Annotated in this window: 14 protein-coding genes; 8 read left to right on the forward strand and 6 right to left on the reverse strand. The window is 71.8% G+C overall.

The genetic code is table 11. From position 1 onward, the window contains the following. Positions 1-192: 192 nt before the first annotated feature. Positions 193-1,137, forward strand: a complete 945-nt coding sequence (locus tag FS641_RS01535) for a hypothetical protein (RefSeq protein WP_144758873.1) — start codon at positions 193-195, stop codon at positions 1,135-1,137. Positions 1,138-1,167: 30 nt separating this feature from the next. Here FS641_RS01535 and FS641_RS01540 read toward each other — a convergent pair whose 3' ends face one another. Continuing rightward, positions 1,168-1,800 (reverse strand): hypothetical protein, encoded by a 633-nt coding sequence (locus FS641_RS01540; protein WP_144758876.1) that lies wholly within the window; start codon positions 1,798-1,800, stop codon positions 1,168-1,170. 38 nt (positions 1,801-1,838) lie between these two features. On the opposite strand from FS641_RS01540, the gene FS641_RS01545 reads away from it, so the two are divergent. Then, positions 1,839-2,720 (forward strand): hypothetical protein, encoded by an 882-nt coding sequence (locus FS641_RS01545; RefSeq protein ID WP_186317521.1) that lies wholly within the window; start codon positions 1,839-1,841, stop codon positions 2,718-2,720. Between the two features lie 131 nt (positions 2,721-2,851). Here FS641_RS01545 and FS641_RS01550 read toward each other — a convergent pair whose 3' ends face one another. Beyond that, positions 2,852-3,823, reverse strand: a complete 972-nt coding sequence (locus tag FS641_RS01550) for a beta-ketoacyl-ACP synthase 3 (protein ID WP_186317522.1) — start codon at positions 3,821-3,823, stop codon at positions 2,852-2,854. 132 nt (positions 3,824-3,955) lie between these two features. Between FS641_RS01550 and FS641_RS01555 the strand changes: the two genes are divergently transcribed. Then, on the forward strand, positions 3,956-4,927 hold the full coding sequence (locus tag FS641_RS01555; protein WP_144758879.1) for an aldo/keto reductase: 972 nt from the start codon (positions 3,956-3,958) through the stop codon (positions 4,925-4,927). A gap of 61 nt (positions 4,928-4,988) precedes the next feature. On the opposite strand, the gene FS641_RS01560 is transcribed toward FS641_RS01555, so the two are convergent. The 3 genes from FS641_RS01560 to zapE form a co-directional block, all read right to left on the reverse strand. Continuing rightward, entirely contained in the window at positions 4,989-5,642 is a 654-nt protein-coding gene (locus FS641_RS01560) for a tyrosine-protein phosphatase (protein WP_186317523.1), read from the reverse strand. A 272-nt stretch (positions 5,643-5,914) separates the two neighbouring features. Further along, positions 5,915-7,189, reverse strand: coding sequence for an ammonium transporter (locus tag FS641_RS01565; protein WP_144758885.1), 1,275 nt, complete (start codon positions 7,187-7,189; stop codon positions 5,915-5,917). 305 nt (positions 7,190-7,494) lie between these two features. Continuing rightward, a complete protein-coding gene (zapE, locus tag FS641_RS01570; protein ID WP_144758888.1) occupies positions 7,495-8,499 on the reverse strand; it encodes a cell division protein ZapE in 1,005 nt (334 codons plus the stop codon). Positions 8,500-8,629: 130 nt separating this feature from the next. On the opposite strand from zapE, the gene FS641_RS01575 reads away from it, so the two are divergent. Together FS641_RS01575 and FS641_RS01580 are read left to right on the forward strand one after the other, a co-directional pair. Beyond that, entirely contained in the window at positions 8,630-9,553 is a 924-nt protein-coding gene (locus tag FS641_RS01575) for a sulfurtransferase (protein WP_144758891.1), read from the forward strand. Next, complete coding sequence (locus FS641_RS01580) at positions 9,550-10,002, forward strand: SufE family protein (RefSeq protein WP_144758894.1); 453 nt, start codon at positions 9,550-9,552, stop codon at positions 10,000-10,002. The genes FS641_RS01575 and FS641_RS01580 overlap by 4 nt, the downstream gene beginning before the upstream one ends. A 75-nt stretch (positions 10,003-10,077) precedes the next feature. On the opposite strand, the gene FS641_RS01585 is transcribed toward FS641_RS01580, so the two are convergent. Next, the gene (locus FS641_RS01585; protein WP_186317524.1) at positions 10,078-11,301 is read right to left on the reverse strand and encodes an alpha/beta fold hydrolase; all 1,224 of its coding nucleotides are present in this window, start codon (positions 11,299-11,301) and stop codon (positions 10,078-10,080) included. A gap of 23 nt (positions 11,302-11,324) precedes the next feature. Here FS641_RS01585 and FS641_RS01590 point away from each other — a divergent pair, with 23 nt between their 5' ends. The 3 genes from FS641_RS01590 (at position 11,325) to FS641_RS01600 (ending at position 14,557) form a co-directional block, all read left to right on the forward strand. Continuing rightward, on the forward strand, positions 11,325-11,921 hold the full coding sequence (locus FS641_RS01590) for a DUF3000 domain-containing protein (RefSeq protein WP_144758900.1): 597 nt from the start codon (positions 11,325-11,327) through the stop codon (positions 11,919-11,921). 89 nt (positions 11,922-12,010) lie between these two features. Next, entirely contained in the window at positions 12,011-13,195 is a 1,185-nt protein-coding gene (locus tag FS641_RS01595) for an HRDC domain-containing protein (RefSeq protein WP_260855654.1), read from the forward strand. Positions 13,196-13,345: 150 nt separating this feature from the next. Next, the gene (locus tag FS641_RS01600) at positions 13,346-14,557 is read left to right on the forward strand and encodes a thiolase family protein (protein WP_144758906.1); all 1,212 of its coding nucleotides are present in this window, start codon (positions 13,346-13,348) and stop codon (positions 14,555-14,557) included. Position 14,558 lies beyond the last annotated feature (1 nt).

Genomic DNA, 14,558 nt, shown 5'->3' on the forward strand with positions numbered 1-14,558 from the left:
GATGCGCGCGCATGGGCCTTGCACGCGTCATGACGACAGCGTTGCTGTCGTACGACGTCGACGTTGTCGCGCCACACGTGCACGCCTCCCCTCCACAGGCCTGGAGGCTCGGCCAACGCCCCACAGATCGCCTCCTGCCCGCCTGATGGGGGCGTACCGAGCGGCATCGTGTCGGGCATGCACGATCACGTCATGGGGATCCCCCTCATCCGCACCGCGGACCACGCCAGCGCCGAACGTCGCGCCCTGCAGCGGCGCGCGCGACGCGGCGAGCTGACCGTCGTCCGACCGGGGGTCTTCGTCGAGCAGCACGACGTCGAAGACCTCTGGCCGGAGATGCGGCACCTGCTGCTCCTCCGCGCGACCGCCTCCTCCGTCCGGCGCCCGCGCGCCATCTCACACGCGTCTGCCGCGGCCGTGCACGGCCTCCCCTTCGTGACGCCACCGCCGCAGAAGGTGCAGGTGATCGATCCACGCCGGACCCATGCGGAGACCACATCGCTGCTCCAGGTGCACGTCGCTCCACCGGGGTCCAGCAGACCCCGCCGCTTCGCCGACACACCGCCGACGACCCCGGTCGACTTCTGCGGCGCGGCCGTCACCTCGCTGGTGCAGACCCTCGTGGACGTCGCTGCCGTCGCCTGCGCGGTGGCCTCCATCCCGATGCTCGACGCGGCGCTGTCGGAACGCCGCGTGTTCGCCGAGATGCTCGTGGACGAGGCCGAGGCGTCCCCTCGCCGAGCACCCGCGCGGGTCCAGGCGGCGATCGCGATGGCGTCGTCGCTGTCCGGCTCGCCGGCGGAGTCGATCGCGCGGGTGCGTTTCCGGCAGCTCGGGGCACCGGACCCCGTCCAGCAGCACGAGTTCGTACGGCCGGGTGACCGTCGCGCCGTCGTCGACTTCTGGTTCCCCGGTCAGGGGGTCGTCGTCGAGGTGGACGGGCGAGCGAAGTACCGCGACCCCGCCATGCTCGCGGGTGCGTCCTCGGCCGAGGCGCTCTGGCAGGAGAAACGGCGGGAGGACTTCATTCGCTCGTTCCCCGAGGTGCGGTTGGTCATCCGGCTCAGCTGGCAGGACCTCATGGACCCGGAGGTGATCCGTGTCGCGCTCATCCGCGCCGGTGTCCCGCTGCGCTAGTGCTCGACGAGCCGCCGACCAGTCGACGCATCACGACGAGGTCGTCGGCGCGTTTGGGTGGTACGAGCGCTGCCGTTCGACCACGGCCGGCCCGGTGCCGATCGCGACGACCTCTCCGACCTCGAGCCGCACCCCGTGCGCCCGGCCGGCCCCCTTGACCACGGCACCGCGGCGATCGGGGTCCGGCTCGGCAGCGGACCCACCGCCGGCGAGCACCACGTCGCGCACCGACACCGCCCCGAGGACCTGCGACCCGTCACCCAGGAACGCGGGGCCCTCGACCTGGGCTCCACCGCGGAGTCGGACGTGGGAGCCCACGACGACGTCACCGTCGGCCTGTCCCGTGACGGTCACACCGCCGGGGCCGAGCTCCGCCAGCGAACCGATCCGGATCGAGGCTCCGTCCGCGACGACGCTGACCGCTCCGGGCCCGATGCGCGCGCCGGCTTCGACCGTGATGCTGCCGTGCCCGCGGACCTCGAGCACGGTGCCCGGGTACAGCACGACGCCGTCGCCGAGGACGACACCGCGCCCGACGAGCACGGATGTCGGGTCGAGCACGCGGACCCGAGGGGCCAGCTCCGCGGTCTCGTCGACCGTCAGGAAGCCTGCTGCCCGACGGGCGTCGTCGAGCGCGGCATCCGGAGGAGCGGGGCGGGTCACCCAGCGAGCCTCCCACATGCCCGGCGTAGCGTGGCGGCATGGCCCCGAAGCAGAAGCACCCGTCGGACCAGGCGATCGTCCCGTTCCCCCAGGCGCCGGTCGACCAGACGACCACCGCCGAGGTCGCGAAGCGGCCCGACGTGAAACTCCCGACCACCGCGAAGGGCTGGGAGCGGTGGCTCGACCGACTGCTCGACGTGCAGCGCCCCGCCGTGGTCGCGCACGTCAACACGGTCCGGCGTCGGCACCCCGATGCCTCCCCGGCCGAGGTCATCCAGATCCTCGAACGGCACTACCTGACGGCGGTGACGTCGGGTGGCGCAGCCGTCGGTGCGAGCGCGGTGATCCCCGGCATCGGCATGGTCGCGAGCTTCGGCCTGACCGGCGTGGAGACGATGGGCTTCCTGGAGACCACCGCACTGTTCGCGCAGTCCGTGACGGAGGTGCACGGCATCGCGATCGAGGACCCCGACCGTTCCCGCACCCTCGTGATGGCGATGATCCTCGGCACGCCGGGCACCCAACTCATCAAGCAGCTCGCCGGACAGGCTGCCGGTGGCCAGGCGCGCACGGCGTTCTGGGGCGAGATGGTGGCCTCGTCGATGCCGAAGCAGGTCGTCAGCGGGATGGGCGGTCAGCTCCGCGACATGTTCATCAAGCGGTTCGTCGCTCGCCAGAGCACCTCGATGCTGGGACGCGCCCTGCCGTTCGGCATCGGGGCAGCGGTCGGTGGCCTCGGCAACCACGCGCTCGGTCGTCGCGTCATCCAGGCGTCGCGGACGGCGTTCGGCCTGCCGCCGGAGCAGTTCCCGGTCGTGCTGCAGCGGCAGGAGTCGCGACAGCCACGGCTGTCCCGCCGCCGCCGCCGAGCCATCGAGCAGGCGGAGGCCACGGACCGACGGAGCGACACCGCGCTCTGACCCGGACCACCGCCGGGCCGATGGCGCGCGGCGGGGCGGTCACGCGCCTCCAGTCCGTCGTCCGGAAACGATCAAGGCCGGCCGACGAACGGCGCGGAACCGACGATCATCGCGGGACCGACGGCCCCTCCTCAGCGCGCCCGGACCGGCGTGGTGACGACCTGGCCCGCGTGCGCGAACCCGCCGCCGAAGCCGAACAGCAGCGCCGGCACGCCCTCGGGCAGCTCGCCGCGGGCCCACGCCTTCGACAGGCCGAGCGGCACGCTCGCTGCCGATGTGTTGCCGGACTCGACGACGTCGCGCACGACGAACTTGGAGCCGCCGTCGAGCGCTGCGACGAGCGGCTCGATGATGCGCAGGTTCGCCTGGTGGAACGCGAAGACCTCGATGTCCTCCATGCGGAGTCCGGCCTGCTCCACCACACGGCGCGCGTGGCCCTCGGCCTCGGTGATGGCCCAGCGGTAGATCGAGCGGCCCTCCTGCGAGAAGCGCTCGGGTTCGCCCTCGACGAGCACGGCACGCTGCAGGTGCGGCACGCTCCCCCACGACACGGGCCCGATCTCGGGAGTCTCGGACACACCGAGGACGGCCGCGCCCGCGCCGTCGCCGACGAGGACGCACGTCGAGCGGTCAGTCCAGTCGACGATGCCGGAGAGCATCTCGGAACCGATCACGACGGCGGTGTCGGCCGAGCCGGTGCGGATCGCCTGGTCCGCCAGAGCCATGCCGTACTCGAACCCGCTGCACGCCGTGTTGATGTCGATCGGTGCCGGGCCGTTCGCCATCCCGAGTGCCGCGGCCACCCGCCCTGCCGTGTACGGCGCACGGTCGCGGTGCGTGGTCGAGGCGACGATGACCAGGTCGACGTCGGTCGGGGCCACGCCGGCGTCCGCCAGCGCTGCACGGGCTGCCTCGGTCGCCATCGACGTGACCGTGTCGTCCGGGCCCGCGATGTGCCGGGTCGAGATGCCCGTGCGCGTGACGATCCACTCGTCGTTCGTGTCGACCATCGTCGACAGCTCGTCGTTCGTCAGGACACGGTCGGGCTGGTGGTGGCCGAACCCGAGGATCCGGCTGCCACGCAGGGGTGCGGGGGTGATCATCTCCCGCACGTTACCCGGTCGTGCCGTCGCCGCATGCGCCGTGCGGCATGTGCCCCTGTGCACCGGGACAGCGTTCGGCAGGTACTCCCAGGGCCTCTCACCTCGGGGCGGCGGCGGCGTAGACCAGTCGCCATGGACTACACACATCTCGGACGGACAGGGTTGTCGGTGTCACGGGCAGTGCTCGGCACGATGAACTTCGGACCGGAGACCAGCGAGGGCGACTCCCACGCGATCATGGACCGGGCGCACGAGCTCGGCGTGAACTTCTTCGACACTGCCAACGGCTACGGCGGCTCGGTCGGCAAGGGTGCCACCGAGGAGATCATCGGCCGCTGGTTCGCCAAGGGCGGCGGCCGTCGCGAGAAGACCGTGCTCGCCACCAAGGTGTACGGCGAGATGATCGAGTGGCCGAACGGCGGCAAGCTCTCGGCGCTCAACATCCGCCAGTCGCTCGACGCGTCGCTGCGCCGCCTGCAGACCGACCACATCGACCTGTACCAGATGCACCACGTCGACCGGGACACGCCCTGGGACGAGATCTGGCAGGCCATGGAGCTCGCCGTTGCGCAGGGCAAGGTGCTCTACGTCGGCTCGTCGAACTTCGCCGGCTGGCACATCGCCCAGGCGCAGGAGGCGGCGAAGCACCGCAACTTCCTCGGCCTGGTCAGCGAGCAGTCGATCTACAACCTCGTGGTGCGTGACGTCGAACGCGAGGTCCTCCCGGCAGCGCGGCACTACGGCCTCGGCCTCATCCCGTGGTCGCCGCTGCAGGGCGGCCTCCTCGGCGGCATCATCGAGAAGACCGAGCAGGGCTCGCGTCGGCTCAGCGGTCGGAGCGCCGAGTACGTCGAGGGCCACCGCGACCAGCTGACCGCCTACGAGGCGTTCGCGAAGGAGCTCGGGCACACGCCGGGCGAGCTCGCGCTCGCGTGGCTGCTGCACCAGCCGGGCGTCACGGCACCGATCACCGGGCCGCGCACCATGGAGCAGTGGGAGTCTGCGGTCCGTGCGACCGACATCCGTCTCGACGACGCGGCGTTGTCGCGCCTCGACGAACTGTTCCCGGGCCACAAGACCTCGCCGGAGGACTTCGCCTGGTGAGCTGAGCCACACCCTGGAGGCTCGGAGCGCGTCGGTCGCGCACCGAGCCTCCGTCGTGTGGTCACCGCAGCGCGTCGATCTCCGCGTCTGACAACCCGATCGACCGCAGGTAGTCCTCGACGCTGCCCCATCGCTGCTCCACGTGCGCGATCACGGTCCGCATGGTCTCCGGGACGCACCGCTGCGCGACGGCGGTCGCCGCAGGCTCGGCGCTCACGGCGCGCTCGCGGGAGAACCGCTCCGCGAGGCCCTCCGCACTCGCCGCGTAGTCCTCGCCGATGCGCTCCGTCGACGCACCCCACAGCCGGGCGAGCAGCGCGCTGACCACTCCGGTACGGTCCTTCCCCGCCGAACAGCACACCAGCACGTCGCCGTCGGAGCCGGCCACGGCACGGAGCGCGTCGGCGATGCCCGAGGCGTGCCGCGTCAGCCAGTCGGTGTACTGCTCCTCGAGCTCGACCGCCTCCGCTCCGGACTCCGCCGTCGAGGGGTCGAACAGCGGCACGCCGAGGTACCGGCCGGAGTTGCGGAGCGGGTGTGGGACGTGGTCGACCTCGTCGTCGCGGCGGAGGTCGACCACGGTGACGTCGGCCGGGTACGCGCTCGCCGGGACGTCCGGTTCGGTGTTGCTCCGGAACACCGTCCGGCGCCGGCCGGCCTGGAAGTCCGCGCCCCCGACCTCGCGGAGGTTGGTCAGTGTCGACGTCGTCGTCATCTCCCCAGGGTGCCACGTGCCGTTCGCGCACGCGGGTGTGGGTCGCGGCTCGATGCCGGTCGACTCCGAACGACAGCGTCGACGTCGCACGACGACGACGGTGTCGCTCGTTGCGGCCGCGCACATCCTCACTCGGTCGCGACGACAGTGTCGATGTCGTACGACAGCGACGATGTCGTTCCGAGTCAGCACCCGCCCGCACCCGCACGACACCCCGCACACGACGAAGGCCCCCGCGCCGAGCGCGGGGGCCTCCGGACGAGCGGTCGGCGCTAGCGCACCGAGACCGGGGTCTCGTCGCGCTCCTCGTAGAGGACGTAGCCCTCCTCGCCGTGGACGGCGGTGTCGATGCCGGCGACCTCGTCCTCCGTCTTCACACGGAAGCCCATCGTCTTCTCGATGATGAACCCGATGATGAAGGCGAGCACGAACGAGTACGCACCGACGGCGCCGGCGGCCGCGGCCTGCTTGCCGAGCTGGGCGAACGAGCCCGAGTAGATCAGACCGGTGGTGTTGGCGAAGAAGCCGAGGTAGAGCGTCCCGAAGATGCCGCCGACGAGGTGCACACCCACGACGTCGAGCGAGTCGTCGAAGCCGAGCTTGTACTTCCAGTCGATCGCGAAGCAGCACACGATGCCCGCGAGGAACCCGAGCAGGATGCCCCAGCCCGGGGTGAGCGCCGCACACGCCGGGGTGATCGCGACCAGACCGGTCACCGCTCCGGATGCAGCGCCGACCGAGGTGGCCTTGCCGTCCTTGAGCTTCTCGACGAGCAGCCACCCGAGGATGGCGGCGGCCGGGGCGGCAAGGGTGTTCACCCAGGCGATCGCGGCGATGCCGTCGGCAGCACCCTCGGAGCCGGCGTTGAACCCGAACCAGCCGAACCAGAGGATCGCGGCACCGAGCAGGACGAACGGCGGGTTGTGCGGCTTGTGCGCGCCCTTGGCGAACCCGACGCGCTTGCCGAGGACGATCGCGAGCGCCAGTCCGGCGGCACCGGCGTTGATGTGGACCGCGGTCCCACCGGCGAAGTCGATGACGCCCCACGTCGCAGCCCAACCAGAGGTGAGGTTGAACACCCAGGACGCGACCGGGAAGTACACGACCGTGACCCAGACGCCGGCGAAGACCATCCACGCGCCGAACTTGGCACGGTCGGCGATCGCGCCGGAGATCAGGGCGACGGTGATGATCGCGAAGGTCGCCTGGAAGCCGACGAAGGCCATCGAGGGGTACGCCGCGTGGATCGTCGAGGCCTTGGCCTCCTCGAACGCCTGACCGAGGCCGATCTGGTTCCAGTCGATGCTGAAGAACCCGACGACGCCGGAGACCGCGGTGCCGGCACCGTGGTTGGCGAACGAGATCGCGTAGCCGTAGACGACCCAGAGGACGCTCACCAGCGCGATCGCCCCGAAGGACATCATCATCATGCTGATGACGGACTTGGCCTTCACCAGTCCGCCGTAGAAGAACGCCAGGCCGGGTGTCATGAACAACACCAGGGCTGCCATCACCAACACGAAGGTCGTGTTGCCTTGATCAAGCATGTCTCACCTCTCGATTGCAGTGCGGTCACCACGTCGGCGGTGCTCGCTGTGCATCGGGGTACCGACGTGGCCGCCTCGGGTGTGACCGAGTCTGGCGAGGTGAGGTTTCGCGAGGGAGCACGAAGTGTTTCGCGGGTGTAACGCCAGCGGCCGCTGTGTAAACGTCGTGTTACCGGACGCTCGCGACCCCCTGGACGGGGGCCAGGAGTTCCCCCGACCGGCCGGACGGTCGCCGACACGCGTCGTGCATCCCGGACGGGAGGCGCGGTGCGGGCCGGTCCCGAGCCTCCTGTCCGGCAGTGGGCTCAGTCCACTGCCCGGGTGAGGGCGACCACGCGGCTCGCCGCACGCAGGTACTTCTTGCGGTACCCGCCCTCGAGCATCGAGGCGGGGTAGACGGCGTCGAGCGGCGTACCGGACGCGACGATCCGCACCTGCGCGTCGTACAGCCGGTCGACGAGCGCGACCCAGCGCAGCGCGTCGGTCTGGTCCGTGAACGCGCCGACGTCGGTGAGCCCGACCGCGTCGAGCCCGTCCACCAGCGCGACGTACTTCGACGGGTGTACGGACGCCAGGTGCGCCACGACCGCCCGGAAGTCGTCGAGGGTCACCGAGCCGGACGGCAGCGCCGCGGCCACGTCCGGGACGACGGCGGCCGACTCGTCGACGGCGCGCCGACGGAAGTCGAGGCCGTCGATGCGCATCGTCTCGAACCGGTCCGACATCGCCTGGATCTCGCGGAGGAAGTCCTGCGCGGCGAACCGGCCCTCGCCGAGGGCTCCCGGCGGGGTGTTCGACGTGGCGGCGAACCGGGTGCCGGACTCCGTCAGCTCCTTGATCAGCCGCGTCATCACCATCGTGTCACCCGGGTCGTCGAGCTCGAACTCGTCGATGCAGACGAGCGAGGTCCCGCGGAGCAGCTCGACCGTGCCCTGGAACCCGAGCGCCCCGACCAGGGCGGTGTACTCGATGAAGGTGCCGAACACCTTGCGGCCGGTCTCCGCGTGGTAGGCCGCCGCGAGCAGGTGCGTCTTGCCCACGCCGAACCCGCCGTCGAGGTACACGCCGGACTTCGTCGTGCCGTCCACCGCAGCGGAGCGACGACGCCCGAACAGCCCGCGCTTGACCGGTTCCGGGCGACTGGCGACGAACGCCTCGACGGCGTCGCGGACGGCCGCCTGGGACGGGTAGTCCGCGTCCGGGCGGTACGACGCGAACGACGCGTCGCGGAACTGCGGCGGAGGCACCAGCGCCGCGGCCATCTGCTGGGGGGTCACCTGCGGGTCGCGGTCGACGAGGTGCTGGGGCATGCAGTGCCTTCCGGGAAGCGTGTCGTGCGGTGTCACGTTGCATGGGGAGAGCGGTACGTCCGCGTACCGTTGCTCCCGACGCCGAGCACCGATCCTAGTCCGGCGCCACCGCACCCAGGAGGTATCCACGATGACCGCACCGGTCGACCCGTCCGCAGAGTTCCGCGCCTACGCCCACCCCGAGCGACTCGTGTCGACGGCCTGGCTCCAGGAGCAGCTGGACGCCGCGCAGGCCGATCCGTCGTCGCGGGCGGACCTCGTCGTCGTGGAGTCCGACGAGGACGTCCTGCTCTACGAGACCGGACACGTCCCCGGTGCCGTGAAGATCGACTGGCACACCGACCTCAACGACCCCGTGCAACGCGACTACATCGACGGCGAGGCGTTCGCGCGACTCGTCGGCGGCAAGGGCATCGGCCGCGACACCACCGTGGTGGTCTACGGCGACAAGAACAACTGGTGGGCCGCCTACGCCCTCTGGGTCTTCACGCTGTTCGGCCACGAGGACGTCCGCCTGCTCGACGGCGGTCGGGCGAAGTGGATCGCCGAGGACCGTGCGCTGACCACCGAGCGTCCGGACGTCACCGCCGTCGAGTACCCCGTCGTCGAGCGCGACGACACCGTGGTCCGCGCCTTCAAGGAGGACGTCCTCGACCACCTCGGCAAGCCGCTCATCGACGTCCGGAGCGCCCCCGAGTACAGCGGTGAGCGCACCACCGCGCCCGAGTACCCGGAGGAGGGCGCCCTGCGCGCCGGGCACATCCCGACCGCCGTGAACATCCCCTGGGCCACGGCGGCCGCTCCCGACGGCACGTTCAAGCGGCGCGACGACCTCGAGGCCGTGTACCGCGACGGCGCAGGGATCGCCGACACCGACGACGTGATCGCCTACTGCCGGATCGGCGAGCGGTCGAGCCACACCTGGTTCGTGCTCCGCTACCTCCTCGGCCACGAGAACGTGCGCAACTACGACGGCTCCTGGACCGAGTGGGGCAGCGCCGTCCGCGTCCCGATCGCGCAGGGTGCCGAGCCGGGGAGCCTGCCGACCCGATGAGCACCGCACTCCCGCAGCCCCTCGCCGAAATCCGCGACGACTTCCTCGAGCTCTCGCAGCAGGACCGCCTGCAGCTGCTCCTCGAGTTCTCCGACGAGCTCCCCGCGCTGCCCGAGCGCCTGCAGGGGCACGAGGACGAACTCGAACGCGTCGAGGAGTGCCAGTCCCCCGTCTTCATCACCGTGACCGTCGGGGCCGACGGGGACGCTCCGGACGTGGTCCGGATGCACGCGACCGCCCCGCGCGAGGCCCCGACGACCCGCGGCTTCGCCTCGATCCTCGCGCAGGGGCTCTCCGGCCTCACCGCAGCCGAGGTCCTCGGGGTCCCGGCGGACTACCCGCTGACGCTCGGCCTCACCGAGGCGGTGAGCCCGCTCCGGATCCGCGGCATGGTCGGCATGCTCGGACGGGTCCAGCGACAGGTGCGGGCGGTGACCGCCGCCGCCTGAGCCGACGGTGGGACCGACGGACGGGAGGCTCGGCACCAGCTGGTGCCGAGCCTCCCGTCCGTCGGCTGCTCCCGTCTACCGGGCGCTGGTCGCGTCCCTCGGCTGCACCACCTCGGTGAGCCAGGCGAGGATGCTCGCGTCGAACCAGTCGGCGTCGTGGTTCCAGAGCTTGGTGTGCCGCGCGACGTGGGCGACCTCGAGCCGCACCAGGTCCGGGCGGGCCGCCGCGAGGGCGTGGGACGCGGCGGACGGGACGAAGCCGTCGTCGTCGCTGTGCAGCAGCAGGATCGGCACGGTGAGCTCGTCGGCACGCGCGACCATGTCGAGTTCGCGGAGGTCGACGGGCTGCTCGAGGCCGGCGAGCCGGTGGAGCACCGGCGTGCGGAGCACCCGCTGGGCCACCTTCCGGACCACCCGCGGCAGCCGCATCGCCTGGCTCTGGGACTTGAGCACCGCGTTCCAGTCGACCACGGCGGACTCGAGCACCACGCCGTCGACCAGGCGCGCGTACCGCGACCGCACCAGTGCCTGCAGGACGACCGCGCCGCCCATCGACCAGCCCATCAGCACCACGCTCGTCGCGCCCTGACCGTCGAGCCAGCGGAGCGCGGCGTCGATGTCCTCCCACTCGGTGCTGCCGAGCCCGTACCGACCGTCGCTGCTCTTCGGGGCGACGCCGTCGTTCCGCCACGAGGCCAGGAGCACCGAGTAGCCAGCGGCGCGGAACACCGGGACGGCACGGATGGTCTCGGCGCGGGTGACGCCGCGACCGTGCACGAGCACCGCCCACGGTGCGGCCGGGTCGTCGGCGCGGACCACCCATGCGGGTGCCGGGCCGTTCGGCGTCGGGACGTCGATGTCCTCCACGGGGACGTCGAGCTCGCCTGGTGTCAGGTAGAACCAGCCGCCCCATCGGCCGCGGCGGGCACTCGTCGGGTCGCCGGCGTCGACGGCGATGATGCGTCGCGTGACGGTGGTCGGCGTCGTGCCGAGGACCTCGCCGACCCGCAGGTGACCGGTCCCGCCACCGAACCAGAGGCTGTACCGCCCCTGCAGCTCGGTGTCCGGCGTCCGCTCCAGTGTGACCGTGCCGCGGTCCGGGTCGACCGCGTGGATCGGGAGGCGTTCGGCGCGCTTGCGGTCCGGCGTGACGACCATCCTGGCGACCGCGGCGACGAAGCCGCCGACGACCGCGGTGCCGATAGCAGCGGCGGCGATGCCGGCTCCGAGGGCGACCAGACCGGCCGATCGTGCGGTGTCCTGCACCGGGTCTTCGGCGGGTCGCGCGGAACGGGACATGGCGGGGAGCCTAGTCTGCATCCGTGTCCGAAACCCGAGAGCCCGAGGCCTTCGCGCAGCTCCGCGCGTACGTGTCGGCGGGCGGCACCCGGGCCGAGACGACGGTCACCGAGATCCCGTCGCCGAGCCGGATGGCCCCGTTCTCGATCGCCCTCGCGGCGGACGTCTCCGGGGTGGCACACGGGGTCGACTCCGACCTCGGCACCGGGCGCTTCATCGCCCTGTACGACCCCGCAGAACCCGAGGGGTGGCACGGCCCGTTCCGGATCGTCAGCTTCGCCCAGGCACCGCTCGAGCCGGAGATCGGCGTGGACGAGTTCGTCGCCGACGTGACGTGGAGCTGGCTCGTGGACGCCCTCGAGGCGCACGGTGCGCGCTACGGCCACGCCTCGGGAACAGCAACCAAGATCATCTCCCGCGGCTACGGCGAGCTCGCGGCGCAGGGCGACGGCGCGCAGCTCGAACTCCGCGCCTCGTGGACGCCGCAGGTCGTCGACGTCGACGGCGACGAGCTCGTCGCCCACGTCGAGGCGTGGGAGGAGATCGTCGCCATGCTCGCAGGGCTCCCGCCGTCGTCGGACGGCGTGACGCTCCTCGGCCCCAGGAGGCTCGCGAAGTGACTGACCCCGTCCCCACCGTCGACCCGGCATCGAGTGCCGGCCCGGCTGCCGCCGCGCCGTCCTTCGAGGAAGGGCACGATGCCGTCAAGGTGATCGAGTCGCGCGAGGACTACCTCGCCGCCGTCGCCGCGATCGCCGCAGGGCACGGTCCCGTGGCCGTCGACGCCGAACGCGCGAGCGGCTACAAGTACTCGCAGCGGGCGTACCTCATCCAGGTCTTCCGCCGCGGCGCCGGCGCGTTCCTCTTCGACCCCATCGCGATCGGCACCTTCCCGGAGCTCCAGGACGCCATCGTCGGCGAGGAGTGGCTCTTCCACGCCGCATCGCAGGACCTCCCCTGCCTGCGCGAGGTCGGCCTCGAGCCGGAGCGCATCTTCGACACCGAGCTCGGTGCACGCATCGCCGGGTTCCCCCGCGTCGGGCTGGGCGCCGTCGTCGAGCAGCTCCTCGGCATCACCCTCGCCAAGGCGCACTCCGCGGCCGACTGGTCGACGCGACCCCTGCCCCAGTCGTGGCTGGTCTACGCCGCCCTCGACGTCGAACTGCTCCCCGACCTCCGAGACGCCCTCGCGGCACGACTCGACGACGCGGGCAAGACCGAGATCGCGCGCCAGGAGTTCGACGCGGTGCTGCACCGTGCTCCGAAGCCGCCGCGCGCCGAACCCTGGCGGCGCCTCTCGGGGATGCACGCCCTCCGCGGCCAGCGCGCGCTCGCGATCGCCCGTTCCCTGTGGGAGGCGCGCGACGCCTTCGCCCGCGAGACCGACGTCTCACCCGGTCGCACGATCCCGGACGCCGCGATCGTCGCGGCGGCGGCAGCGGCACCCGAGACGCGCAAGGACCTCGCCGCGCTGAAGGCCTTCACCGGCCGGGCCAGCCGTTCCGAGCTCGACCGCTGGTGGGCAGCGGTCGAGGCCGGACGGACGACCGACGACCTGCCCCGGATGCGTGGCACCGGCGAGCCCACGCTCCCGCCACCGCGCGCGTGGGCGGAGCGGAACCCCGAGGCCGACCGCCGCTACAAGGCCGCCAGGGCCGCCGTCACCGCGCGGGCCGAGGAGCTCGACCTGCCCCTCGAGAACCTGCTCACGCCGGACACCCTCCGTGCCGTCGCGTGGGAGCCGCCGACGCCGGTCGACGAGGAGACGGTCGCCGCCGCACTGCTCGCACTCGACGCCCGCCCCTGGCAGGTCGACGAGACCGCGGCCCGCATCGCCGACGCCTTTGTCGCAGCCGGACAGCCGTCTCCGACCGAGGGTCCGGCCGGGTCGTAGGAACCGACCAACCGAGGTGCGCGCCCCCAGCAGCGGGGCATAGCGTCGGGAAGGACGTCGGGGTGCGCCCCGACCAGGGCCGGACGACCCGATCGTCCTGCCCCGTCGATGTGGACCGCCACATCGTCGTGGATCTCCAGGAGGCCAGCTTTGCCAAAGGCATCAGACGTCGTCTTCGTCGACGGCGTACGGACACCGTTCGGACGCGCCGGGGAGAAGGGGGTGTTCTGGCGGACCCGCGCCGACGACCTCGCCGTGCACGCGATGCGCGGCCTCCTCGACCGGAACGCGTCCCTCGACCTCGCAGCCGTCGACGACGTCGCCGTGGCGGCCACCACGCAGCAGGGCGACCAGGGACTCACCCTCGGCCGCACCGTGGGCATGCTCGCCGGCCTGCCGAAGACCGTCCCCGGCTACGCGATCGACCGCATGTGTGCCGGCGCGATGACGAGCGTCACCACCCTCGCCGGCGCGATCGCCTTCGGGGCGGCGGACATCGCCATCGCCGGTGGCGTCGAGCACATGGGTCGCCACCCGATGGGCTTCAACTCCGACCCGAACCCCCGGTTCATCGCCGAGCGGATGGTGAACGCCGACGCGCTCGTCATGGGCAAGACCGCCGAGCGGCTGCACGACCGGTTCCCCGCCATCACGAAGGACCGCACCGACGCGTTCGCCGTGCAGTCGCAGCAGCGGTACGCCGCCGCGTGGGCGGCGGGCAAGCTGCAGCCGGACCTGGTCCCCGTCGAGGTGAACACCGGCGAGGGATGGGACATCGTCTCGAGCGACGAGCCGCCCCGTCCCGGTACCACGCTGGAGGCGCTAGCCGCCCTGAAGACGCCGTTCCGGCCCCACGGACGCATCACCGCCGGCAACGCAGCAGGACTCAACGACGGTGCCACCATGAGCCTCATCGCGTCGGACAGCGGTGCGAAGCAGTTCGGGCTGACGCCGAAGATGCGCATGGTCTCGTTCGCCTTCGCGGGCGTCGACCCCGAGGTGATGGGCATCGGCCCCGTCCCGGCGACGGACAAGGCCCTCGCGAAGGCCGGTCTGACGATCGACGACATCGGCCTCTTCGAGATCAACGAGGCGTTCGCCGTGCAGGTCCTCGCCTTCCTCGACAACTACGGCATCCCGCAGGACTCCACGAACGTCAACGCGTGGGGCGGCGCTATCGCCGTCGGGCACCCGCTGGCGTCGAGTGGCGTCCGGTTGATGAACCAGCTCGCGGCACAGTTCGCCGAGCGGCCCGACGTCCGGTACGGCATCACCACCATGTGCATCGGGCTCGGCCAGGGCGGGACCGTCATCTGGGAGAACCCCTCGTTCAGCAAGTCCGCGGCACGGAAGGCGGCCTGAC

This window comes from Curtobacterium sp. 9128, assembly GCF_007673775.1.
In the GTDB taxonomy this organism is placed as follows: Bacteria; Actinomycetota; Actinomycetes; order Actinomycetales; family Microbacteriaceae; genus Curtobacterium.